Origin of the sequence: Micromonospora sp. NPDC005367, from assembly GCF_040606825.1 — a bacterium.
Taxonomy (GTDB): Bacteria; Actinomycetota; Actinomycetes; order Mycobacteriales; family Micromonosporaceae; genus Micromonospora.
On sequence record NZ_JBEXFP010000005.1, the window covers coordinates 135,319 to 159,617 of the forward strand.

General features: G+C 67.9%; 16 protein-coding genes and 1 pseudogene. 10 read left to right on the plus strand and 7 right to left on the minus strand.

Annotated features, from left to right (window positions below):
- Nucleotides 1-102: 102 nt before the first annotated feature.
- A complete protein-coding gene (gene dnaB, locus ABZS42_RS05890) occupies nucleotides 103-1,509 on the minus strand; it encodes a replicative DNA helicase (protein WP_355142810.1) in 1,407 nt (468 codons plus the stop codon).
- Nucleotides 1,510-1,909: 400 nt separating this feature from the next.
- Here dnaB and ABZS42_RS05895 point away from each other — a divergent pair, with 400 nt between their 5' ends.
- Entirely contained in the window at nucleotides 1,910-3,160 is a 1,251-nt protein-coding gene (locus ABZS42_RS05895; protein WP_355142811.1) for a hypothetical protein, read from the plus strand.
- 181 nt (nucleotides 3,161-3,341) lie between these two features.
- On the opposite strand, the gene rplI is transcribed toward ABZS42_RS05895, so the two are convergent.
- The 4 genes from rplI to rpsF form a co-directional block, all read right to left on the minus strand.
- The gene (gene rplI, locus ABZS42_RS05900; RefSeq protein WP_355142812.1) at nucleotides 3,342-3,788 is read right to left on the minus strand and encodes a 50S ribosomal protein L9; all 447 of its coding nucleotides are present in this window, start codon (nucleotides 3,786-3,788) and stop codon (nucleotides 3,342-3,344) included.
- Between the two features lie 14 nt (nucleotides 3,789-3,802).
- Nucleotides 3,803-4,042, minus strand: coding sequence for a 30S ribosomal protein S18 (gene rpsR, locus ABZS42_RS05905; protein ID WP_013289355.1), 240 nt, complete (start codon nucleotides 4,040-4,042; stop codon nucleotides 3,803-3,805).
- Nucleotides 4,043-4,083: 41 nt separating this feature from the next.
- On the minus strand, nucleotides 4,084-4,626 hold the full coding sequence (locus ABZS42_RS05910; protein WP_355142813.1) for a single-stranded DNA-binding protein: 543 nt from the start codon (nucleotides 4,624-4,626) through the stop codon (nucleotides 4,084-4,086).
- A gap of 80 nt (nucleotides 4,627-4,706) precedes the next feature.
- The gene (rpsF, locus tag ABZS42_RS05915; protein WP_076468436.1) at nucleotides 4,707-4,997 is read right to left on the minus strand and encodes a 30S ribosomal protein S6; all 291 of its coding nucleotides are present in this window, start codon (nucleotides 4,995-4,997) and stop codon (nucleotides 4,707-4,709) included.
- 773 nt (nucleotides 4,998-5,770) lie between these two features.
- Here rpsF and ABZS42_RS05920 point away from each other — a divergent pair.
- From ABZS42_RS05920 to ABZS42_RS05940, 5 genes and pseudogenes are all read left to right on the plus strand, one after another.
- Nucleotides 5,771-6,562, plus strand: coding sequence for a deoxyribonuclease IV (locus ABZS42_RS05920; RefSeq protein ID WP_355142814.1), 792 nt, complete (start codon nucleotides 5,771-5,773; stop codon nucleotides 6,560-6,562).
- A 257-nt stretch (nucleotides 6,563-6,819) separates the two neighbouring features.
- Nucleotides 6,820-8,937, plus strand: a pseudogene (locus tag ABZS42_RS05925) (hypothetical protein); the annotation flags it as partial.
- A 300-nt stretch (nucleotides 8,938-9,237) separates the two neighbouring features.
- Nucleotides 9,238-9,714 carry a DUF2690 domain-containing protein gene (locus tag ABZS42_RS05930; protein WP_355142815.1) on the plus strand — a complete coding sequence of 159 codons (477 nt, stop codon included), beginning with the start codon at nucleotides 9,238-9,240 and terminating at the stop codon, nucleotides 9,712-9,714.
- A gap of 414 nt (nucleotides 9,715-10,128) precedes the next feature.
- Nucleotides 10,129-11,508: a hypothetical protein gene (locus tag ABZS42_RS05935; protein ID WP_355142816.1), complete on the plus strand. Its 1,380-nt coding sequence runs from the start codon at nucleotides 10,129-10,131 to the stop codon at nucleotides 11,506-11,508.
- 161 nt (nucleotides 11,509-11,669) lie between these two features.
- A complete protein-coding gene (locus ABZS42_RS05940) occupies nucleotides 11,670-14,507 on the plus strand; it encodes a hypothetical protein (RefSeq protein ID WP_355142817.1) in 2,838 nt (945 codons plus the stop codon).
- Nucleotides 14,508-14,843: 336 nt separating this feature from the next.
- Here the strand turns inward: ABZS42_RS05940 and ABZS42_RS05945 are convergent, their stop codons facing one another.
- Nucleotides 14,844-15,371 carry a DUF2690 domain-containing protein gene (locus ABZS42_RS05945; protein ID WP_355142818.1) on the minus strand — a complete coding sequence of 176 codons (528 nt, stop codon included), beginning with the start codon at nucleotides 15,369-15,371 and terminating at the stop codon, nucleotides 14,844-14,846.
- A 701-nt stretch (nucleotides 15,372-16,072) separates the two neighbouring features.
- Here ABZS42_RS05945 and ABZS42_RS05950 point away from each other — a divergent pair.
- The 3 genes from ABZS42_RS05950 (at nucleotide 16,073) to ABZS42_RS05960 (ending at nucleotide 21,553) form a co-directional block, all read left to right on the plus strand.
- Nucleotides 16,073-20,389 (plus strand): hypothetical protein, encoded by a 4,317-nt coding sequence (locus ABZS42_RS05950; protein ID WP_355142819.1) that lies wholly within the window; start codon nucleotides 16,073-16,075, stop codon nucleotides 20,387-20,389.
- 20 nt (nucleotides 20,390-20,409) lie between these two features.
- Complete coding sequence (locus ABZS42_RS05955) at nucleotides 20,410-20,655, plus strand: hypothetical protein (protein WP_355142820.1); 246 nt, start codon at nucleotides 20,410-20,412, stop codon at nucleotides 20,653-20,655.
- A gap of 427 nt (nucleotides 20,656-21,082) precedes the next feature.
- Nucleotides 21,083-21,553 carry a DUF2690 domain-containing protein gene (locus ABZS42_RS05960; RefSeq protein WP_355142821.1) on the plus strand — a complete coding sequence of 157 codons (471 nt, stop codon included), beginning with the start codon at nucleotides 21,083-21,085 and terminating at the stop codon, nucleotides 21,551-21,553.
- Between the two features lie 69 nt (nucleotides 21,554-21,622).
- Here the strand turns inward: ABZS42_RS05960 and ABZS42_RS05965 are convergent, their stop codons facing one another.
- On the minus strand, nucleotides 21,623-23,146 hold the full coding sequence (locus tag ABZS42_RS05965; RefSeq protein ID WP_355142822.1) for a glycosyltransferase 87 family protein: 1,524 nt from the start codon (nucleotides 23,144-23,146) through the stop codon (nucleotides 21,623-21,625).
- A 218-nt stretch (nucleotides 23,147-23,364) separates the two neighbouring features.
- Between ABZS42_RS05965 and ABZS42_RS05970 the strand changes: the two genes are divergently transcribed.
- Nucleotides 23,365-24,216, plus strand: coding sequence for an AfsR/SARP family transcriptional regulator (locus tag ABZS42_RS05970; protein ID WP_355142823.1), 852 nt, complete (start codon nucleotides 23,365-23,367; stop codon nucleotides 24,214-24,216).
- Nucleotides 24,217-24,299: the final 83 nt, after the last annotated feature.

A 24,299-nucleotide genomic window follows, 5' to 3' on the forward strand; every position in this document is an offset into this window, starting at 1 on the left:
CCGGCGACGGGTCGGCTCCCGCTTAGCGACCGGGACCGGTCGGAGCTGGACGACCTGGCCGACCGCTTTCCGCTGCTCGGCTGAGCCCGGCGAACCGGTCGCTCAGACGATCGCCATGTCGACGAAGCGCGACAGGTGCAGCTGAGCGGCGACGGTCACCGTGTCGGTCGGCCCGTTCCGGTGCTTGGCGACGATGAAGTCCGCCTCACCCGCCCGCGGCGACTCCTTGTCGTAGTAGTCGTCGCGGTGCAGCAGGATCACGACGTCGGCGTCCTGCTCGATCGAGCCCGATTCACGCAGATCGGACAGCTGTGGCCGCTTGTCCGTGCGCTGCTCCGGGCCACGGTTCAGCTGGCTTACCGCGATCACCGGGCACTCGACCTCCTTGGCCAGGAGCTTGAGGCCCCGGGACAGGTCCGCGACCTCCTGCTGGCGGCTCTCGGTGCGCTTCGGTGAGGTCATCAGCTGGAGATAGTCGACGACGATCAGTTTCAGGTCGTGCCGCTGCTTGAGCCGACGGGCCTTCGCGCGGATCTCCATCAGGTTCATGCTCGGCGTGTCGTCGACGAAGAGCGGGGCCTCACTGATCTCGCCCATGCAGCGGGCAAGCTTGGTCCAGTCGTCGTCGGAGAGCTGGCCGCTACGCAGCACGTGCAGCGGGACGCGAGCCTCGGCCGAGAGCAGTCGCATGACGATCTCGACCTTGCTCATTTCCAGCGAGAAGATCGCGGATGCCTGGTTGGCGCGGATGGCCGCGTTCCGGGCGAAGTCCATGCTCGCCGTCGACTTCCCCAGACCGGGCCGGCCGGCAACGATGATCAACTGGCCGCCGTGCAGGCCGTTGAGCAGGCGGTCCAGATCGGTGAAGCCGGTCGGCACACCGGTCATCACTCCGCCCTGCGCGCCCACCGCCTCGATCTCGTCGAGCGTCGGCTGGAGCATGTCGGCCAGGACTGCGAAGTCCTCGCTGACCCGACGCTCGGTGACGTCGTACACGGCCTGCTGGGCGAGGTCGACGATGTCGTCGACCTCGCGGCTGCCGCCGGCCGCCGTGCCGTAGCCGAGTTGGACGATTTTGGTGCCGGCCTCGACCAGTCGACGGAGCACGGCCCGCTCGCTCACGATGCGGGCGTAGTAGGCAGCGTTGGCGGCGGTCGGCACGGCAGCCATGCAGGTGTGCAGGTAGGGCGCACCGCCGACGCGGGCCAGGTCACCGGAGTCGGCCAGTGCCGCAGCGACGGTGATCGCGTCGGCGGGCTCGCCCCGGCCGTAGATCTCGAGGACCGTGTCGAAGATCGTGGCGTGCACCGGCCGGTAGAAGTCGTTGGTCTTCAGGATCTCGACGACGTCGGCGATGGCGTCCTTGGAGAGCAGCATGCCGCCGAGGACGCACTGCTCGGCGGCCACATCCTGCGGTGGGGTGCGCTCGAACTGGCCGTCCTGCTGGGTGGGCACCTGGGGCTGCCGCTCGGCTCGCGGCTCCGCCCGCCTGTCGTCGGTGACCGACACGGTTCCCCCCTCCGCTGCGTCGGATCCTCGCCCCGGCTCCATCGTCCGGGTGCGACACTCCTGCCGACCGGGCCGGGCGATCGGGGGTCATCGCACGGGTGGTCGGGGGCCAACGATACGGAACCCGAGCTCAGCGACTCAACACCGGCGGTGGACGAGCCTCGGGACAACCTGTGGACACCGAAGGGCGGGCATGTGCGCAGCGTGTGCACAGGCTGTGGACAACCGTTGGGGAATTCCCCCACTCACCGGCTTTGAGCTGGGATTATGCGATCCCCAGGCTGTGGACGAGAAGTTTTCGGTCGGATCGGCACACCCGCCGTCCCGTACTATCTCCACCGGACGGCCACACCTGGGCAGCGGATTGCGCCTACGGGTTGAGAAGGGTCACGCTCCGGCCGTGAGTTACCGGGACTGGGGACGCGGGGAGAGCAGCCCGCACGCGCGTGAGCCGATCGCCTCGTGGGACGAAGCCCTCGCACCCGCCCCGGCCGATCCATACCTTCCCGATCAAAGCCCGAGTACGCCGAGCCGCCGCCAGGCGTGCGACCGGCAGCAGGACGAGCCCGTCGACGCCTACCTGCCACGGTGGGCGATCGACTCCGGGATCCGCCGGCCGGACGGCGGCGGGCGCCATGCCGCACCGGACGACGACGGTGACGGCGCGGCTCGGCCGAACTTCGATGGAGCTTGGCGCACCGGCCGCGCGGGCAGCCGACGACGGGCGTACGAGATCGATTGGCGGGATGCGCCGTCTCCCGAGTCAGAGCACACCGCCGAGTGGACGTTCGACCGCCCGCAGGAGCAGGGATACGTGGGTAGCCGGCGCGCCGACCCGGCGGACGACGGGTCGTTTCCCGGCGCGATCGCGGCTCGCCGACCTCGACGTTCACCGGCCGGACGGCCGCAGGTGAGCTGGTCCGGCGGCGAGGAGTTCTCGACGCGGGACCCCACCGAGCATCGGGAGCGGGACCGACCGGGCCGACGGACGCGGCGGGCGGCGAAGGGGGAGCCGCGGCCGGCCGTCGACACGTGGGACCGGACGGCGCGACGCGGCGAGGAGGCGGAGCCGGCGCTCCAGCCGGCGGTCGACCCGTGGGACGCGTCCGGGGTACAAGTCGTCCCGGCGGCCGAGGTTGACCCGTGGGACGCCTCGGGAGTGCATGTGTGGCCGGCGGTGGGCGGTGACCGTGGGCACGGCACCGGCCGCTGGGCGCAGCCGGACCACACCGGCGAATGGGAGCGGTACGCCGACGTGGACCGATGGGACCGGACGGAGTCACCCCGCTCCCCACTGGCCGTCGAGGGGCCGGAGAGCCCGGGCTGGTCAGGGCGGGACGAGGGCTTCCGGCCGGGGACCGGGCCGACGGGTGAAGATCCGCGTTGGATGGATCCGGCGACGTCGGCACCGCGCTCGCCGGCGGTGACGTACAGCGCACCGCGGCCGCGGAGCAGGCCGGGCGCGTACGGGCCGAGCCGGCGGCGTACCGATCCCATCGGCGCACCCCGAGGCACGGGGCGAACGCCGCCGCGCCGGCGGGTCGATACGGTCGCGTCGAACGACTGGACGCGGCGCATCGAGACGACCTGCTCGACCCGGATCGGGGCGGAACGCTCCGACCGCTGCTCTACACCACGGCGTGCTACCTGATCCCCGCCGTTCTGATCTTCGCCTGGTTGCTGACCCTCGACGCACAGCCGCCGGCTGGCCCGCGCCGCACCGTGTCCGCCGGCCCCGCTTCGGCGGGTGGGCCGCGGTGCGTTAGCGGTCTGAAAAGGCCAGGGCCCGCACCGATCGCTCGGTGCGGGCCCTGGTCGTGGTGCGTGGCGCGTCAGGCCTCGACGACGTTCAGGTTGAACGAAGCCGTGACCTCCGGGTGCAGCTTGATCCGCACCGGGTAGGCACCGGTCGACTTGATGTGACCGGGCACCTCGAGACGACGCCGGTCGAGGGCCGGACCGCCGGCGGCCTTGACCGCGTCGACGATCTCGGCCGGGGTGACCGAGCCGAAGAGTCGCCCGCCGTCGCCGGCACGGGCCTTGAGGCTCACCTTCAGGCCTTCGAGCTGGCCCTTCACCTCGTTGGCGTGGCCGAGGTCGCGGATCTCCCGGGCCGAGCGGGCCCGCTTGATCAGGGTGACCTGCTTCTCCGCGCCCTTGGTCCAGGCGATCGCGAAGCCCTGCGGCAGCAGGTAGTTACGGCCGTAGCCGTCCTTCACCTCGACGATGTCGCCAGGGGCACCGAGGCCGGAAACCTCCTGGGTAAGGATGATCTTCATTTCGGCGCCTCCTCTCAGCGGGTGGTGGCCGTGTACGGCAGGAGCGCCATCTCACGGGCGTTCTTGACCGCACGGGCGATCTGCCGCTGCTGCTGCGAGGTCACGCCGGTCACCCGCCGAGCGCGGATCTTGCCGCGGTCGGAGATGAACTTCCGCAGCAGCGCGGTGTCCTTGTAGTCGATGTAGGTGATCCCGTCCTTGTCGAGCGGGTTCACCTTCTTCTTCGGCTTGCGAAGTGCCGCAGCCTTGGCCATTGCTCTTGCTCCTGGTTTGCGATCACGGGCGCTCGGCGCCATTAGAACGGGGGCTCCTCATCAAAAGATCCGCCGCCCGAACCGGAATGCGAGGGGGCGGGCGCAGCCGAAGCCCAGGGGTCGTCGAAGTTGCCTCCGCCGCCCTGGCTACCACCGCCACCACCGCCGCCGAAGCCGCCGCCGCTGCCGCTACCGCCGGAGCGGGCCATCTTCTGCACCTTCGCCGTGGCGTAGCGCAGCGACGGGCCGATCTCGTCGACCTCGAGCTCGATGACGGTGCGCTTCTCGCCCTCGCGGGTCTCGTAGGACCGCTGCCGCAGCCGGCCGGACACGATCACTCGGGCGCCCCGCTGGAGCGACTCGGCGACGTGCTCGGCGGCTTGACGCCAGACGGTGCACGCGAGGAACAACGGCTCGCCGTCCTTCCACTCGCCGGACGCCCGATCCATGAACCGGGGCGTCGAGGCGACGCGGAACTTGGCGACCGCCGCCCCGGAGGGGGTGAACCGCAACTCGGGGTCATCGGTCAGGTTGCCGATGACCGTGATGGTGGTGTCTCCTGCCATGACCATCTCCTCGCGCACTCATCGTCTCGTCGTACAGGCTCTCAGAGCCGTACGACAGCGTGGATGAGGCTGATCCGGGCGAACCGGGTTGGATACGCTCAGCGCATTTCCGGCCGGATGACCTTGGTGCGCAGCACGGACTCGTTGAGTCGCAGCTGACGGTCCAGCTCGGCCACCGCCGCAGGCGTCGCCTGCAGGTCGATGACGGCGTAGATGCCCTCGGCCTTTTTGTTGATCTCGTACGCGAGGCGCCGGCGGCCCCACACGTCGGTCTTCTCCACCGAGCCACCCGCGGTCCGGATCACGTTCAGGTACGTGTCGAGCGACGGGGCGACGGTGCGCTCCTCGAGGCTGGGGTCGAGGATCACCATGATCTCGTAATGACGCAAGACGTGCTCACCTCCTGTGGGCTAAGCGGCCACGGTCCTTCCGTGGCAGGAGGTCGTGCGTCGTGGACCGCTCCGGGATCGGGGGAACCCGTCCGGACGCGGACAACCGGACCAGGATACCCGGTCCGGACGATCAAGCCCGGGGTGGTAGTACGGCCGTCGAGCCGAAGCCGCCGCGGGCGCGCGTCGTATGCGCGGCGAGGTACCGACCCAGCGCGACCCGGACCATGCCGCATGCTCCGCACCCGGCCCGGCCGACCGGTGCCGTCCGGCCGGCGGCCGGCTCCCGCCGGGTGAACGCCGACGGGGCCCGCGCCGAGCACCAGGCTGGCAGCGGGCCCCGTCAACGAGGCCGCGGGGCGTCCCGTCCGCATTCCTTGGGTGGGACCTGGGGAGGAACGACCACACCGATGAGGTTGGACCGGAGACGCCCCGCGGAGCTTTATCGTGTTGTTACCTGACGATACAACGGCTCTCGTCACTTGTTGGGGGGATTGGCACAATTTTCGGCGAACTTCCGATGCTTCCGTCTTCGCTCAGGGCAAACCCCCGCCACGCCGGGCCGCATGACGAGGGAGCCCCACACCAGGGACGGCGGGTCGTCCGTCGCGGTCCGGGCCTTCACCGGCGGCGAGCCGACGGGCCGGAGCGGCGGGATCCAACCTTCCATCCCACCTCATCAACGATCGCCGGACCCTCCGGTGACGACGCGAGACACCGACTCGCTCCCGCCGTGATTCCCCCCGTCGGACGCTCGACGTAGGCTCGCCTGCATGCGTATCGGAGCCCACGTCGATTCGACCGACCCGCTCGCGGAGGCGTCCGCCCGAGAAGCCGACGCCGTGCAGTTCTTCCTCTCCGACCCTCAGGGATGGAAGGCACCGAAGTCCCGAGAGGACGCCGAACGGCTGCGCAGCGCCGAGGTCGACATCTACGTACACGCGCCGTACGTCATCAACGTGGCGACCCTCAACAACCGGATCCGGATTCCCAGCCGCAAGCTGCTGCTCGCCCACGCCACCGCGGCCGCCGACGTCGGCGCGAAGGGGCTCGTCGTACACGGTGGGCACGTCAACTCCGGCGACGACCTGGCGGTCGGCTTCGACAACTGGCGCAAGACCTTCGCGTACGCGGCGGAGTCCGGCGGGTTCAAGGTGCCGGTGCTGATCGAGAACACGGCCGGTGGCGAGAACGCCTGCGCGCGCCGGCTCGACACGCTCGCCCGGCTCTGGGACGCCGTCGCCGACTACGAGGTGGGTTTCTGCCTGGACACCTGCCACGCGCACGCCGGCGGTGAGGAGCTGTTGGGCCTGGTCGACCGGGTCAAGGCGATCACCGGACGGATCGACCTGGTACACGCCAACAACTCCAAGGGAAGCTTCGGCTCCGGTCAGGACCGGCACGACAACCTCGGGGGCGGCACGATCGACCCCGACCTGGTAGTGGCGGTGATCCGGGCGGCCGGAGCACCTGTGGTGGTGGAGACTCCGGGCGGTACGGCCGGCCAGGCCGACGACATCGCCTTCCTTCGTGAGCAGCTCGGGACGGAGCGCCCCGCGGCATGACGACCGGACAGTCGGAAACCGGTGGCGCGCCCGCGCCGGCCGGCGACAGCCAACGACCCACGAGCGGCTCCGCGCCGCGCCCGGCAGGCGATGCCGGAACGGGGAACGGCCGCACGGGCGCGGCCGACAACGGGGACGGGACCGCGCGGGGAACCGACCGGGCGGCCGGGGCGACCGCGGGTGGCCCGGGAGCCGCCGCGGCCGGGCTCACGACCGTCGGCTCGGCCTCCGATGCCCCCAGGGCCGGTACGAACGGCATGGCAACCGTCGGCGCGGCTGACGCGGGCCACGGAACCGCCGCGAACGGCAAGGCCACGGCTGATCGGGCCGACGAGCCCGGCAGCACCGAGGGGATCGGCACGCCCGGCAAGGCCGGCGCCGATGAGAAGACCGGCACGAAGGCCGACCCCGGTGCCGGGGGCGAGGCAGGCGACCGACCGACGGACAAGGCCGCCGCCACAGAGGCCGACAAGAAGGCAGGCGACGAGAAGGCGGGCGAGACGGCCGACCCCGGTGCCGGGGGCGAGGCAGGCGACCGACCGACGGACAAGGCCGCCGCCACAGAGGCCGACGAGAAGGCGGGCGAGACGGCCGAGGAGGCCAAGGACCCGTGGAACGCCTTCGGGCCCGCGCCGGAGGTGGTGCCGAGCCGACCGCGCCGGGCGGTCCGCGCCGTCGGACGCTTCGTGATCCACGAGTGGACACTGGCGACGCTCGGGGCGCTCGCCCTCGCGGTGCTGATGACGTGGCCGACGCTGCGCTACCCGCTCTACACGCTGCCGCAGGACACCTGGGATCCGAGCCTGCAGGCCTGGCAGATGGCCTGGTCCGGGCACATCCTGCTGGCCAACCCGGCCCAGCTGTGGCAGTCCAACAGTTTCTTCCCGGAGCTGTGGAGCTTCGCGTTCTCCGACACGCTGCTCGGCTACGCCCCGGCGGGCATGATCGGCACCGGCCCCGAGGCCGCCGTCCTCCGCTACAACATCATGTTCGTGCTGGCGCACGCGCTCGCCACGTTCGGGGCGTACGCGCTGGCGCGGCAGCTCGGCTCGGGGCGCACGGGCGCGGCGGTGGCCGGGGTGGCCTACGCGTACGCCCCCTGGCTGCTGTCCCAGGCCGGCCACCTGCACGTGCTCTCCAACGGCGGCATTCCGTTGGCGCTCGCCATGCTGGCACGCGGCCACGGCTGGTCGCTCCGGCACGGTTACCGGCCCGAGCTACGACACGACGGCTGGGTCTACGTCGGCTGGCTCGTGGCGGCCTGGCAGCTGAGCCTCGGCTTCGGCATCGGCCTGCCGTTCGTGTACTTCCTCGGCGCCGCAGTGCTCGTCACCGCGGTCATCTGGTACGTCCGGCGGACCTGGTTCTGGGCGGTACGACGACCGTTCGGTACCCGGCTGCTCGTCGCCGACCTGGTCGGCGGGGCGCTCTTCGCCGCCGTCGGCGTGCTGATGGCGATCCCCTACTTCAAGGTGACCGAGCTGCACTCGAACGCCGAACGGTCGATCGGCGACATCGCCCTCTTCTCCCCGCCCGCCTCCGGCTTCGTCACCGCGCCGGCGGAGTCGCGGATCTGGGGTGGGCTGCACGAGGGGGCGCGAGCGGCGCTGCCCTGGCACCCGGAGATGACGCTGCTACCCGGCTTCGTGCTCTACGCCCTGGCCGCGGGCGGCCTCTTGTTCTCGGTCTGGAAGCTGCGGCACCGTCTGCTGCTGCTCGCCGGTGTGCTGGGCACGATGGTGCTCGCCATGGGCACCCGCTTCTTCGGGGGCACCTGGACCTACGTGCCGCTGTTCGAGCACCTGCCCGGCTGGAACGGGCTGCGTACGCCGGGCCGGCTGATGCTCTGGGCCACGCTGCTGCTCTGCCTGCTGGCGGCGGGCGCGGTCACGGCTCTCACCGAGCGGGTGTACGACCTCGCCAGGCAGCGGATCCCGTCCTGGCCCGGCCCGTGGCTGCGGCTGGCCACCCTGCTGCCGTTGCTGCTGGTGGCGGTCGAGGGTCTGAACACCACGCCGCACCCGGTGGCCCCGACCCAGCCTGCCGCCATGCGCCTGGTCGACGGCCCGATGCTCGTGCTACCGAGCAACCAGAGCCTCGACCAGCACGTCATGCTCTGGTCCACCACGCACTTCCAGGACATCGTGAACGGGGGCAGTGGCTTCACCCCGAAGCAGTTGGACGAAGTCCGGCGGGTGACCCAGACGTTCCCCGACCAGACCAGCGTCGACTACCTGCGCACGCTGGGCGTACGCAACGTGGTGCTGCTACGCGACCAGATCGCCGGCACGCCGTGGGAGATGTCCGTCGACAGTCCGGTGGACTGGCTCGGCATCACTCGGGAGGAGATGGGCGACGCGGTGGTCTACCGGCTCTCGCCCGGCGAGTCGTCGGCCACTCCCCAGCCGCAACCGACCCCGTCCGGCCAGCCCGGACTGCCGACGAACCTACCCACCGGACTGCCGACGAACCTCCCGAGCGGACTACCCACGAACCTCCCGAGCGGACTACCCACGAACCTGCCGACGGCGCTGCCCACGAACCTACCGACCGGGTCTGGCGGGCGATGACGATCCGGTGATCCGGTCGTGCGGACATGGTGCCAGGTGATGTGAAGCTTCCTGCAATGAACGGGGCCGGCACCAAGACGGCCCCGCGAAGCGGGAGGAACCACCATGAAAGCGCGAATCCGAACCATCCTCGCCGGGCTCGCCACGCTGGCCGCCCTTGCCGTCGCCACCCCGGCGGAGGCGGCAACCGCCGCTCCCCTCGGCACCGCCGCGAACCCGTTCACCGTCTCGGCCACTTCGGGCTGCGGATCGAGCTGCGACGGCAAGGACCCATCCGTGTACGCCATCTACTACAACGGCCGAATCACTACCTGCTCGGCCGACGCGATCACCGCGCGGGTCAACACCAACGGCATCAACCTGGAACTGCGCTACAGCGCAATCTGCCGCACAGCCTGGACCCGGGTCCCCAACGACTTCTACTACCCGTACATCCGGAGCTACTACCCCGACGGCCGGCTCCGCGTCGAGTACAACGGCTTCGAGGGCGCCTACTACTCGCAGATGGTCAACGACGCGAACCTGCTCGCCGAGGCGCGCGCCTCGGCCGGCCCGACGACCTGGTGGACCGACAAGTACTGAGTCGGTAGCGGGCAACACCGGACCAGGCGGCGCAACTCTGCGCCGCTCGGTCCCTCGTCATCCGTCCGGGACTTCCAGACGCGCTCCGGCTGATCGGATCCACGGCCGTGGTCCGGTGATGTGGCGATCATGATCCCGCAATGAGCAGGTGGTTGATGCTGCCTCACTGGTAGCGCCGTCAACACATCGCGGCGCGACCGGTCTCGAAAAGAGGGGATTAGGTTGAAGCAGCGGGTAGTAACAAGACGATGGCTTACGGCGGCATGCCTCGCCGCCGCCGTCCTGGCCGTTCAGCCGACGTCGGTGCACGCCGAGCAGCGAAGCGCGCCCACACCGGAACCCGCCGGGCGGCCCGCAGAGGCACCGTCGGAGTCCGGCGACCACGGAGGCGTCACGCCCGCGCAGCGGGCGCGCATGGCCAGCGAGGAGCCGCTGGTCCAGGCGGCGTTGCGGATCCGCCAGGCTGCCCAGGCAACCAAGGGTTCCGGATTCGCCGGCGTAGCGTTGCGCAAGGGGACGGTGACCGTCTACTGGAAGGGACCTCTGCCGTCGGCCAGTCGGAAGATGATCGACCAGGAGGCGGCCAAGGTGCCGGTCGCGGTACGGCCGGCCGCACACTCCGCTCAGGAGTTGTCCAGGGCCGCCGACGAGATCGGCCGGAAACTCCGCGCTGCCGGGGACCGCTCGGTCGTCTCGATCGGCTATCCGGTGACCGGAGCCGGCATCACCGCCACGGTGGCCGGGACGAAGACTCCGACCGCCCTCGCGGACGCCCAGGTGCCCGTGACGTTGGCCCGGACCGCGACGAAGATCGTCAAGCCTGCTTCGCAGAGCACAGCGCCGCGCCCCCGGGCGGGCTCACCAGCGGTGCCGGGCACTGCCCGCACGACCGGCGCCGGCGACCGGGTGAGCGCGCTTGCCCTCGGCAACTGGCCGAACCCGAGCCGACAGGACGACGCCGTCCCCGCCTGGGGCGGGGCGCACGTCATCAACTCCGACGCGACCGGCGGGAACCACGGCTGGAAGACCCGGGCCGCAGGCACCAACGAAGTGATCGATGTCGACAACCGGTACCACTGCACCTCCAGCTTCCCGGTGCTGTTCGGCACCCAGGAGCTGATGGTCGGGGCGTTGAGCTGCGGAGGTCCTCACCGCACATTCGTCGATCCGAGCGGCGACGTCGTGAACACTCCGACGACCGGCATCGGGGTCGATGCCACCTCCGGCGTCTCGTTGACCATCCCTAAGGGCGGAGCCGAGCCGTACCTCTACATAGATGACCCGTGGAGCCAGACAGGCTGGCAGATCGGTGGCTGGGAGGCTCCGGTCGCCGGCCAGAGCGTCTGCATCTCCGGTGCCGAGCGTGGAGTCTTCTGCGAGGCCGAGATCGACGACGAGGTCGGCACGGAAACCGCGTACATCCCGACCTCCCAGGGTGACTCCAATGAAACCCACAACATGACCAACATCAGCACTCACTACCATGGCGGACCGATCTGGGACGGTCGGCGCCCCTTCAAACTCGCCGATGGCAGTGAGTGCAATGCGTACGAGTACCTGAAGGAAGTTGACGAGATCGGCTGCAGCGCAGTGCCGCTCGGGCCCGGCGACATGGGCGCCGCCGTCTTCACACTGGCCGCCGGCACCACGACCGGCGTGACCATCAAGGGCATCCTCGTTCATCAGCACGACGGTGACGGCCAAAACCCGTACAGCTATCACATGGTCGGGTCCGACAGGATCGCCGCCGTTTACGACGTCACCCCGCTGACCTCGAGGAATGACCGGCCGTGACGAACGAGAAGAGAGCGATGAGTGTGATCGGCAGGCTCGGACGCCGTCCGGGTAAGCCTATGGCGGTGCTTGCGGCGACTGCGGTCGGCCTTGCGCTGTTGTGGGTCCCGCCAGCGCAGGCGAAGCCACAGCCGGTGCCTCGGGCGACGGCCGTCGGGGCGGTGGCTCCTGCAGAACGGGACCGGGTGATCGGTACGGGGTGGCATTCGTCGCCGGACCGGGCCTGGACCACCGCCGGGGATGCGGAGGGCTTCCACGTTCTGGTCGCGGAGGCGGCCGACGGCTACACGTGGCACAGAATCGCCACCCTTCGCGAGAACGGGTTCGACACCGACCGTTGGATCGGCAACGCCTGCGTCACCGGCTCGGGGCGCCGTGTCGTGGTCGTGTACGCACCCCGTACCTTTACGAACAAGGCCGAGCTCAGTGCGCGCGGTGGTTTCACCGCCATCGTCGACCTGGCGACCGGCGCGGTGACGAAACTGTCGGTCACCACCAGCCTCGCCTACTTCAATCCGGGCTGTGGCGCGGGAGAGGCGGTGGCACTGACGCAAGAAGGTGATGAGGCGCGGCCCGGCACCCGGCTGCTGCGGCTGGACGCAGATCAGGTGGAGCTGGGGCCGAAGGTGACGGTGAAGGGCCAGATGACGTCGGCCGTTCCGGTCGAAAACGGTTTTGTCGGTGCGCTGGGTGCCTACCTGACGAAGGTCGACGGCAAGGGGGGCACCACCAAGCTCGCCGAGGCGAGCAACGTACCCTTCGCGATCCGGCCCGACGGTGCGGGTGGCGTCAACTACCTCGAACTCGACGGCGCCTCGATGCGGGCCCGTCGGCTGGCCAACGGCAGGCAGGTCACACTGGCCGAGGGCGGTCTGGGCTCCTTTGGGCTCGAACGCGGTGCTGGCGGGCGCGTCTTCCTGACCGGTGAACCGGCCAACGTCGGATCACTGCCCGGAATCGTGCAACAGCTCGACGTACCGGCCAGGGCGGAGGTTTCCACTACCGGCCGGCTCGCTTTCGAGCGGACGATGACCGCCGAGGAGACACTTCCGGGCAGCATCCCTCCCGCGGGTGGAGTCCCGGTCCGGCTGCAGGCGGTGGTGCCGCAGACCCAGAAGTCGGTCTCCTTCCAGGTGGCGCCCGCCCCCGTCGCTACAGCAGGGTCGGCCGAAGCCAGCCCGGCGTTGGGCAGCCCCCGACCGGCCACCGCACGCCAGGCGAACGCGACCTCCCGGACGGCTGTTCCCAGGGGTGCGACCACGGACGTCGACTTTCCCGAGTTCGACCCACAGGACCCGGACCCCACGTGTGCAGTGCCGCGCAACGACATGCGGACGCTCGCTTACCATCCTCGTCCTCGCCAGGTGGAGTGGGCGGTCGACTACGCCATCTTCGATGCACTCACCGAGGTCCGTCCGGCGAACTTCAAGAAGTTCGGACTGCCGGCGTACTCCCCTCAACAGCTCTTCGAGCCGCACACGCTGGTCAGCGGCGGGCACGTCGCGGCCCAGGTCATGCTCGGTATTCTCGCTCAGGAGTCGAACCTCTGGCAGGCGTCGCAGACCGAGTCCGGAGAGTACGGCAACCCGCTCATCGGCAACTACTACGGACGCAGCTACTACGACGACGACACCAGCGACGACTGGCGGATCCACTGGGACGAGGCGGATTGCGGCTACGGTATCGGGCAGGTGACCGACGGCATGCGGATGGCTGGCAAGGAAAAGCCGGGCGAGCAGGCGCGACCGCCGATCCACCAGCGGGCCATCGCACTGGACTACGCGGCCAACATCGCCGCGTCGCTACAGATCCTTCAGGAGAAGTGGAACCAGACCTACTCCAACGGCCTCATCATCAACAACGGCGATCCAACCAAGATCGAGAACTGGTACTTCGCGGCGTGGGCGTACAACAGCGGCTTCTACCCCTCCAAGGGTGACGGTTCGCCGTGGGGCGTGGGCTGGAGCAACAACCCAATCAACCCTCGGTACGACCCGACCCGCCACCCGTTTTTGGACGTGGCAGATCCGCGCGACCTCGACGACAACGTTCCGGTGTTCAGCGACGCGGCGCACCCCCAGGACTGGCCCTACCAGGAGAAGGTCATCGGTTGGGCGGCGCAGTCGATCGACACGGGCGACGACGGGGTGGGCTTCCGCACCGCCTACTGGATCGGCGACCCGCTGGTGGCCAGGTTGCGACGCACCGGGCAGAAGCCAAGGCCGGAACTGTTCTGCAACACCACGAACAACTGCTTCCCTGGGGTTGAGGTGAAGCCGACCGAGCCGGGCACGGAGGAGGAACCACCGGGGCCGTGCATGCACAGCAACAGTGCCGGCCAGTACGACCTGAAGTGCTGGTATCACGAACCGGTCACCTGGAAGGACGACTGCGACGAGAGCTGTGGTTTCGAGGGGATCCGGTACGACGTCCCGGAGAACTACTCTGAGCCGGTGGATGGGACGCACAACCAGCCCCAGTGCAGCGCGGCCGGGCTTCCGTCCAACGCTCTGATCGTCGACAGCGTCACTGAGGGCGTCACCATGCCGCGGTGCGACAACGCGCCGCGCAACGACGGCACCTTCCGCATCTGGTTTGGGCAGGACGCGAACGGCGAGCTGACGTCGAAAATTGATACTCATCAGCTGGATAACGGGTTTGGCGGGCATCACTGGTTCACCCGGGCGCGAGGCTTCGGCCCGTTCCGAGTGCTTGCCACCTGGTGGCCGCCGACCAGTCACACCGGGCGGAGCGGCATCTTCGTCTACATCCCGCCTACGGGTGGGCGGGTAAACGACGCGATCTACGCGGTCGTCACCGGTGACGGCCGAACCAGGATGGTGAAGGTGGATCAGGAGGCGTATCGCGGCTCCTGGGTGTTCCTGGGCAACTTCCAGCTCGGGCCCAACGCCTACGTCGAGCTGGACACGTCGCGTTCAGGAGCCAGCGAGAAGTCGATCAGCATGGACGCGGTGGCATTCGTGCCGGGCGGCGTCTGACCGATGACGCGCTGGGGGTACGTGAGGCGCGTACCCCCAGCGGCGTTCCGTCGGGGGTCAGCCGGCCACCGCTAGCGGTCCGCTCGGCAAAGCGTCGAGCCGCCACCGGGCCGCCAGATCCGCCGCAGGAAGACGCTGGCTGGTTGTGCGGGTGAGTCGCGTCGGCCGTCGATGGCGGCTGTTAACCAGGGCCGCGCGCTTATCTCTTTTCTTCGCGTGCTAGCGAATACCTGGAATCCTGTGAGGGCCGGGCGCGCCGGTGGGTCCGCCGGCACATACGCGACGGCATGCCGCTTCGAATGGAGCGGCATGCCGTCGTCGTTTGCGTTCTTGATGTCAGTTGACGCAGTACTCCATCCACTCACCCAGAGCCGAGTAGTAGAAGTAGAGGCAGCCACGCGGGCTCTGGTTGGCGGCCGCCATCGGCGTCCACCCAGTCTCGCCGGCATACGCGGCGAAGGTCTTCTTGTACGTCACCGAGTTGCCCTTGATGCGGGCCTCGCCCGTCGATCCGTACTGATTCGTGTACCGGGTCCAGTATGCCTGACAGCCGGCGGAATACCTCAGCTCGATGTAGACACCGTTCTTCGCCACGCCGTCCGCCACCGTCGTTCCAGTGCAGCCCAACGAGTTGGGATCCTTACCGTTGCAGGAAAGGTAACCGGATCCGCCACCGTTCCGGCACAGGTCGGGATCGGCTGCTATGCCCGCCCACGCCGCGTTCGGCGAAGCCACGAGGGCACCGGCGGCCAGCACTGTCGCCGCCAGGAAATTCCGCGTTTTCGCAAAGTTCAATAACCGAGACAAAGCGATTTCCCCTCTCACTCGTGGTGATCGGCCCACCGTAATCATCGCGATCATCATTCCCCCATCGACCAGCCACCACGCTCCGCCCCATCCTCATGGCAGGACACCAACGCCATCAGCTGTCTGGGTCAGACAGGCCAGGGCCAGGCTTTCCTCGTCGCTGTCCAGAACCGCTGTGCACGATCGATGGACGCTGTCGGGCCACAGCATGGCGCTCTCGGGCAAGTGGCCTGCTCGTACGCGCTGGATGCTCCGGAAACCAAGCCTCAATTCCTGGGTGAATCGGTACCCGGTCCGCGGGTTTCGACGCCGCGAGAGTGACGTACCGCATCGGCAGCGGATCTGTCGAATCATGAAGGGCACTGGCGCCCTCTCCCGATCCGCCACAGCGCGTATCCAACTCGATCGGAGCGATGAGCGGTCGATGGTGCGGTGATGACCGCCGATGCCAGGCTGACCCAGCCCACCCTGTCCACTCACAACGCCTATCCGCCTCCAAAATCCAGGAATCGGAGGTCACCTATAGAGGGATCACTGCGAGCTACTTCAAACAACGCCCCCTGCATTAATTCGCAGTTCGGACTGCGAATTAATCATTGCCGGGCCACCCCGATATCCGCCTCCCGATGCCGGACCACCCTTGCCGGGTGATGGGCACCGCGGTTCCGTGGTACGCACGGAAAGAACAAGCAAAGGTACGAAGACGCATGCAAAAAAGGGTATTCGTCTCCGCTTTAGGGGGGATAGCGGCCCTCGCAGTGAGCGCCTCACTCCTCGGTACACCACCAACGGCGGCCGCCGCCGTCCCCTCCGCACGCAACTTGTCCAGCGTCCCGTCGGCGGGCCAGCCGGACGCATCAGAACAGGCGGCGCTCACCGAGTCCGTGGTAAAGCCCGGTGACCGCTCTCGGGTCCTGGCAAGCGAATGGCAACGGTCGTCGGATGTCGCTTGGACAACCGCAGGCGATGAGACGGGATTTCATCTGCTGATGGCTCCGGCGGCCGATGCCTACGCTTGGCGTACGGTGGCAACCCTGCGGGAGCCAGGCGTCGAGACCGATCAGTGGATTGGCAACGTCTGCCTGACCGAGTCCGGCCGCAAGGCGGTAGTGGCCTACGCACCCCGCGCCTTCACCAACCGCGATCAACTCTTCGACCGGGGGGCCTTCACCGCGGTCGTCGACACCTCCACGGGTGCCGTAACCAAGCTGCCCGTTCGTGGATCCTTGGCCTACTTCAACCCGGGTTGCGGTGCGGGAGAACGTGCCATCATCACGCAGGCACGCGGAGAATCGGATCCCTCGGGAGCGCCGCCGGCTACCCGGTTGGTCACGGTCGACGCGGCGGCCGGGAAGGTCGTCCGCACCCAGGAACTGCCCGGCCAGGCAACGTCGGCGATCCCTGCGGCCGCTGACCTCATCGTCGCGGCAAGTGGGATGAGCGTGGTCTCGATCGAGCCGGGCGGAGCCCGGCACATGTTGACCCGGACCTCATCGGTACCGTTCCGGCTCACGTTCGACGGTGCTGGTGGGCTGCTCTACCTCGATCCGGGCGAGCGGACCAGCACCCTCCGTCGCCTGCCCAGCCTCACCGCTGCCGGACGACCAACCACAGTTGCCTCCGGTCCGGTAACCGGCTTCGACCTTCGGCCCGGCACTGGGCGGCGAGCGTTTCTCCTTGGCGAGGCGAGGCTGACGGGACACCTGCCGGTTGGTGTGAAGCGGTTGAACGTCCCCGCCACCTCGGAGCCGTCCACCGCTGGCGAGCTGGCGATTCTGCACTCAGCACGCCCTAAACCAGGTGCCGGGGCCGGAACGTTGTCGAAGGCGTACGTGGAGGCAATGACCGACCGCAGTGCCGGCGGTGCGCAGGGCCCGAAGCCGTTGTCCTTCTCCACTCGAATCATCGCTACCGGCCAGAAGGCCACCTTCACGGTCAGGCCGGGGGTTCGGTCAGCACCACTGATTGCTGAAGGATCCGCTCCGCACCCGCTGAACTCCTCTCCGGCGTCCGGTGAGCGGGCATCCAGTTCCACCTCGTCGGCCACGGACCCGGTGGATACCGACGCCTGGTGTTCGGTCGCCCGCAACGATGCCCGCGCGCAGACCTACCAGCCGACGGCGCGCCAGGTTGAATGGGCTGCGGACCAAGCGGTCGTGGGCAATCTCAACCTATCCCGCCCGGCGAACTGGAAGGAATCCGGGCTACCGTCATACAAGCCACAAGAGTTGTTTCCGCCTCTCGACCTGACTGACGGCGGTCGCGTGCCGGTCCAGGTCTTCCTCGGCATCATGGCGCAGGAGTCGAACCTCTGGCAGGCGTCCGGCCACGTCAAATCAGGCAGCACCGGAAACGCGCTAATCGGTAACTATTACGGCCGGGACACGTACAACGACGACCCGAGCGACGACTGGGTAATCAACTTCGCGGACAGCGACTGCGGCTACGGGTTGACCCAGATCACCGACGGGATGCGGAAAGCCGAGCATCCCAAGCCGGGTGAGCAAATACTCAGCGCCACGCAGCAGCGTGCCGCCGCCCTCGATTACACAGCAAACATAGCGGGCGGGCTTCGTATCCTCCAGTCGAAGTGGAACCTACTCAAGTCCAAGAACATGTTGCCCAAGGACCGCTTCGACCCGCAGTGGCTGGAGAGCTGGTTCATGCCCGTTTGGGCATACAACTCCGGTCTGCAGCCCAACGCGGCCAACGGCAACACCACGGGCTGCGACCCTGGGCCGGCATGCACCGACGGCCAAGGTAACTGGGGACTCGGTTGGAGCAACAATCCGGTCAACCCGAAGTACCCGCCGAGCCGGCTGTTCTTCAACGAGGACCCGCACGATGCCGCCCACCCGCAGGACTGGCCGTACCCCGAGAAGGTCATTGGCTGGGCGGCGTACTCGATAGCCACGATCGATGGCCCCGGATTCCGTCCCTCCTGGTGGGTCACGGAGCTGGATCGGAGCGCGGCGCAGCCACCGCGGAGCTTTTTCTGCTTCCCGGAGGAGAACAAGTGTGACATCAACCGTAGCGTCACTCCTGACGACCCCTCCGTGTCCGGTGAGCCTGCCGGCCCCTGTGTCAGCAAGAACGCCTCCGGAAAATACGACCTGCACTGCTGGTGGCACTCGTCCATCGCTAACTATCGGGACTGCTCCCGGGACAACTGTGGTAACGAGCTGTTGCGCTTCGACACCACCTACCCCGAACAGCCCGACGGCACGAACGACGAACCGAACTGCTCCATCGTCGGCCTACCTACGGGGGCCAAGGTGATCGACAATCTGCCGGACTCGGTTCCCGCAGTCCGCCGACTCAACGACGGATCCCCGTGTACTCGGGCTCCTTCGGCAGGTACCTTTGAATTGACCTTCAACCGCGATGGCGCAGGCATGTTCCGTTCGAAGGTCGACTTCCACCAGCGGGGTGCGGGATATGGGGGACACCTCTGGTACAGCTTTACACACGCTCCAGATGCCGAGGGTATGCCGTTCGGCGTCACCGGCAGATGGACTCTGGACACTGCGGTCAATGGGCCGGCCCAGATTCTGGTACACGTACCGAACACCGGTTCCGATGCCCGAGTCCGGTACGACATCAAGACGGCCAAGGGGATTCGGTCCCGCGTTGTCAACCAGGATAGCGAGACAAACAGGTGGGTCTCTCTGGGCGCCTTCCTTTTCGACGCCAAACCTGAGGTCACGCTAGGAAATCTGATCGACGGAGGTACCGGAGACAGGGCGATCGCTTGGGACGCCATCGCGGTCGTGCCCATTTCCGGGACGTATGTCGAGAAAACGGTGGACGCCGTGGCGTACTTCGACGAGAACCAGGACATCAATACCTCGGCCCCGTCATCCTGGCTCGACACCCCACTCGCGTCACACCAGTCGCTCTACGACTGGGCGATGTCGATGTCGATTCCGCTGACCCGCATGGCACCCTGCGCCGGCAGCACCAACCCGACCTGCGTCACCCCGAGCGTCCGCAGCGCGATGGACACTTGGCAGAATTGGGTGCTGGCTTCGGGAACCAGCGCCACCGACCATCCGGCCGGATCTTCGGTGGCAGCCTGGATCAACTTCGCAAACAAATACACCCAGCGTCCGACGACCGACACACTGCCGACGGCTCTCCAAACCGATGACTCCGCCTTCAAGATTCGGGCCCGGGCGCAAGTTTCGTTCGTCAAGACCTCAGCCGGCAAGGTCGTTCAAGGCAGCGAGTCGGTCGCCTACGACCACCGCACCGGCGACACACACCTTCCGGATTTCGTCCTGCAAACCTTCAAGGCCATCAAATCCGATTACGGCATCCCATTGCCGGACCTGTCGTACCGGCTGCCCGACCTGAACTCGCACGACGGAGGCGTCCGGCTCGCGGAGCCTCAGCTCGACGGCATCCTGCCCGGCCGGGCATACGCATACGCTGGCAAGAAACCGACGATTACCGACCTCGTTGGCGCTCCTACCGCCGATGGCAGCTGTGTCGCCGCTCTCTTCACCGCGGGCGGATCGATTGGGTACCGGCCGGCCCTTAGCACGTCGGTGCCGGCCAACTACCGGGCTTGGAGTGCACGGGTCCGGAATGACGCCAGAGTGCCGACTGAGGTTGGCACTCTGGTGGAGAACATCTACAACATGTTCTTCAAGGACGGGGCTACCGGGTCGATCTTCGGCCAAGCCCCACCGATCTGGCAGGAGCTGAACTTCCGGTACTGCGCTGACGGCACGATTCGCAAGAACAGCGATCGGCCGATCCTGCGAGCCAGCCACATGCCCAGCCAGTACCTTTACGCCGACGGCCGAGCAATCGACACCAACGGCGCGGCGCGGGCCTCCGCAAGTCCCGTGTGGACTGGAGATTTCAAAGCCTTCAGCAGGATTCCGGACCCCAACGTTGACTCTCCGCTATGGACCAATCCATACGGTCCGTGCGGCCCAGCAACGGATAAGAGCGGCAATCCATGGGACATCACGGCATTCCCGCTTGGGGATCCGGGCGTCAACCCGTCCGAAGCGCACTTCTGCGTCGACCGGAATCTCGCGTATGATCCGGACTACAGCAGCTGATTCGAAGGAGGCAACGAACGATGTTCCTCCTCGTGCTTGCATGCCTGGTCTTCGCAATCGCGTGGACGGCAGGCTCGGCGATACCGGCGCGGTGGCCGGGTGCCTTGCTGGGTTACCTCGTCCTGTCCATCGCACTGACCGTGTGGTTAGTAATTGCCCAGGACGCCCCGTTGGCCTTTGCCCTGCTCATCTTCGGCTGGGGCGGCACCATCGCCCTCGTGCGGCTGGTGGCGCTCATCGTCTCGTGGGGTACCACACGCCGGTGAGCGATTAGGGCCGCGGCCCGGGCCGCGGAAGAAATTTCCGCTAGCCCGGGCCGTACGGGCCTCGACTCAGGCCGGGGCCTAAGCGGTTCATGCCAGCTCGGGCCGCCGGAGCCCCAAGGCCCCGGAGTAGTCCGCAAACGACGCGGGCGCCGGCCCTCCTGGCCACGACCTTGGCCAGCTGACCGAACGGTGGCGCCCACACTGCCGGCGGGCACCCTGGTACCCCCAATGGCTGAACATCACCACGTCCGCGCGGATCAGTGCGTCGACACAACATCCCCGACCCCGCGGCGGCTGGCGCACCCCGAGTCCGTCCACCTGCCTCGACCGGGAACAGCAGTGCACGCCCCGCGCTTGCCAAACGATGACGAGATGATGAGCATGCTGCCTACGGTTTTCCATCTCCTCTCTAGAACGGATGAAGGACATGGCGAAACTCATCAACTCCGGACGAGCCCGCAACCTCGTGGCGACGGCCCTGCTGACGTTCAGCACTCTCCTGGCGGCGCCTGGCGTAGCTTCTGCAGCGCCGATGGTGGATCCAGATCTATGCAGGAACGGTGGCGGGTCGGGCTACCTGTCCTGCAACGGCAAGGACCCAAATGCTCTAGGCTGCACCGGCGTCTCGACGAAGGCCTCGGTGGTGTCGAAGAACGGCGTCTACATCGAACTCCGCTATTCGACGTCTTGCCAGGCATATTGGACCCGTTACACGAACACGCCGGGTTCGACCGGCGAGGCCCGCATCAAGGGCAACTCGGTGACGTACAAGAAGACCCTCGCCGCATATGCCGGTGAGACTGGTTGGACGCCGATGGCGGCGGCCAACCAGAGTCCGCGCGCATGTCTCTTCTTCTTGTACGCCACCGGCGACTACCTGGAGTCCTGCGCGAACTGACCCCATCCCGGCCGTGGGGGCGGGCCCGGAGCGACGCTCCCAGCCCGCCCCGTCGTCATCACTTTCCCATCAACCGGCCATCGCTGCCCGGTTCGCATTCGCGCTCCCGGTCAGACCGGGAGGGGCCAGGTCGGCAGACGGTCGAAGCATCCGCCTCGCGATCCAGGGCGCATCAGGAGCGCCGTCGAGCACCCCGCCGTCCGGGTCGTCGGCGTACGTGGCCCGGACCGCGTCGCGCTCGGGCCGGAGGATGTCGCGCACGATCAGCGCGTAGATCACCACCACGGTGACCAACCGCAGGCTGGCGGCGAGCACGAACACGCCCTCCGGGAAGACCGCCCGCCCGGTCGAGGCGCCGAGCAGCTCTCCGTAGAACGCCGCGAAGTAGCAGACCTCGGCCAACTGCCAGGCGAGGAAGGCCCCCCAGCGCGGCCGGGCGAGCACGGCGAGCGGCAGCAGCCAGAGCACGAACTGCTGGGACCACACCTTGCTGAAGATCAGGAAGGCAGCGACCACCAGGAACGCGAGCTGCGCCAGCCGGGGACGGCGTGGTGCCAGCAGGGCCAGGGCGGCCACCCCGAGGCAGACCAGCCCGAAAAGGGCGTACGAGAGCAGGTTGAGCGTCGGGATGTTGCCGTTCAGCCACTCGAACGGCCCCTGCCCGCCGACCTTGCCGTCGAGGTAACGGCCGATGTACCAGAGCGTCCCCCAGTCGATGGGACGGGTGCTGTTCAGTTCGAAGAAGCGGTCCCAGTTCTCCCAGTACGGCACCGCGGCAGGGAGGTTGACCGCGACCGCCGCCACCACGGCGGCACCGACCGAGGTGAACGCGGCGCGTAGCCGGTTCGCGCGGACGGCGAGCACCAGGATCGGGCCGAGCAGGAAGAGTGGCCACAGTTTGGCCGCGCCGGCCAGCCCGAGCAGCGCGCCGGCCAGCACGGGCCGCCGCTTCGCCCAGGCGAGCAGGCCGAACGCGGCGATTCCGATGGCGAGCAGGTCCCAGTTCACCGTGGCGGTGAGCAGCAGAGCCGGCGACAGTGCGAAGAGCGCGGCGTCCCAGGGTCGTCGGCGGCGCAGGGCCAGGATCACCGCGACCGTGGCCACGGCGAGCGCGCCGAGCACCAAGGCGTTCAGGTTGTAGAACCACTGGCCCTGGTTGATGCCGGGGTCCTCGTCGCCGAGGGCGTGCACCGGCAGACCGAGCGCGCCCATGAGGTAACCGGTCAGAACCGGGTACTCGACGGGATGGTCCCGGTAGGGCACCTTGCCCTCGTTCAGCCCCTCGGCGTAGTAGAGGGCGAGCACGTCGGTGTAGCAGAACCGCGTGTACTGCACGTTGTTCTGCCAGGCGCCGTCCTGGCAGGGGGACTTCTGCACCCAGTGCAGCGCCAGCGTCAGGCAGACGAGGGCCAGAACGATCCGGGCCGCCGTCCAGAACCGCCGTTCACGGCCTGCCGGCCGGTCGAGGGCCACGGCGTGGTCGCCCAGCGGGCCGCCGATGAGCCCGGAGAGTCCCCGGACGAACCCGTCGGAGCGGGATGGGTGATCGCTGGTGGGGGCATCGCCGAGGCCGGGCGTCGACTGGGTGCTCATGAAGAGGCATCCTGCCGCAACCCCGCGAGAAGAACGAGCACATGCCCCATGTCAAGGTGTCCGCCCGAGACGGCTGCTCTCCCTCCGTGTGACCTTTTGTACCCACAGCAACGCACATATTGTCCCGTTCACCCCTTCTTCAGTCCTTGACGGACATGGAGGAACGGCTATGCTGAGCGCGGCCGTCCCACGGCCAGGAGAAAGCCACGGGGGCAGTTGTGGAATTTCAATTTCTCGGTCCATTGACCATGCGATCAGGCAATTCCTCTTTCCACATTTCGGGAGAGCGCGGTCGCAAACTGCTTGCCCGCCTCGTAATCGACGTCAACCGCGACGTCACCATCGACCGTCTAATCGACACCGTATGGGACGCCGATCCGCCAGCCACCGCGCGTCAGCAGATTCAAAATCGCCTGGGCCGACTCCGCGCCCTGCTGTCGCAAAATGCCTCGGGCCAACAGATCGTCCGACATGGCAACTGCTACCAGTTGCAGTCGGCCGAGGAGCACGTCGACGGTTTGAGGTTTCGCCGGCTCTGCGCCGAGGCGGAGATCGCCCACCGGTCCGGTGATGCGGCGCACGCGACCGCTCTATTCCGCCAAGGGCTGACATTGTGGCGCGGAAATGCGCTCCAGGACATCCACTCGGACGCCTTACAAGCGGATGCCATTCATTGGGAGGAGTCCCGCCTCCGCGCCATCGAGAGCCTGGTGGCTCTCGAATTCGCACGGGGAGCCGGAGTTTCCATCATTTCCGAATTGCAGTCCTGGGTCGCTAAATATCCCTATCACGAGGGTCTGCACTGCCGCCTGTCTGAGGCCTTGCACGAGGCGGGGCGAACGGTCGAATCGCTAGCCGCCATCCGGGGCCTACGGCACCGGCTCGATCTGGAATTGGGAATCGCACCGGGTGCCGCGGTCAATGAGCTGGAGCGACGCATTCTCGTAAGCCAGGAGGCACTACCACCAGCAAGCATCCACCTTGACCGGGAGGCGGCCGAGGCGCTGCGCCGGGCACTGAGCGAAACGACGCGTGCGCTGGCGATCCTGGCCACGGTCTTGGCCTGCTGAGCGAAGCCAAACGTTCGGGTCACACCGCTAGCGCTCTGTGGAGTTCGGACCTGAGCTGAGGACTACCAGGGAATAATCTGACG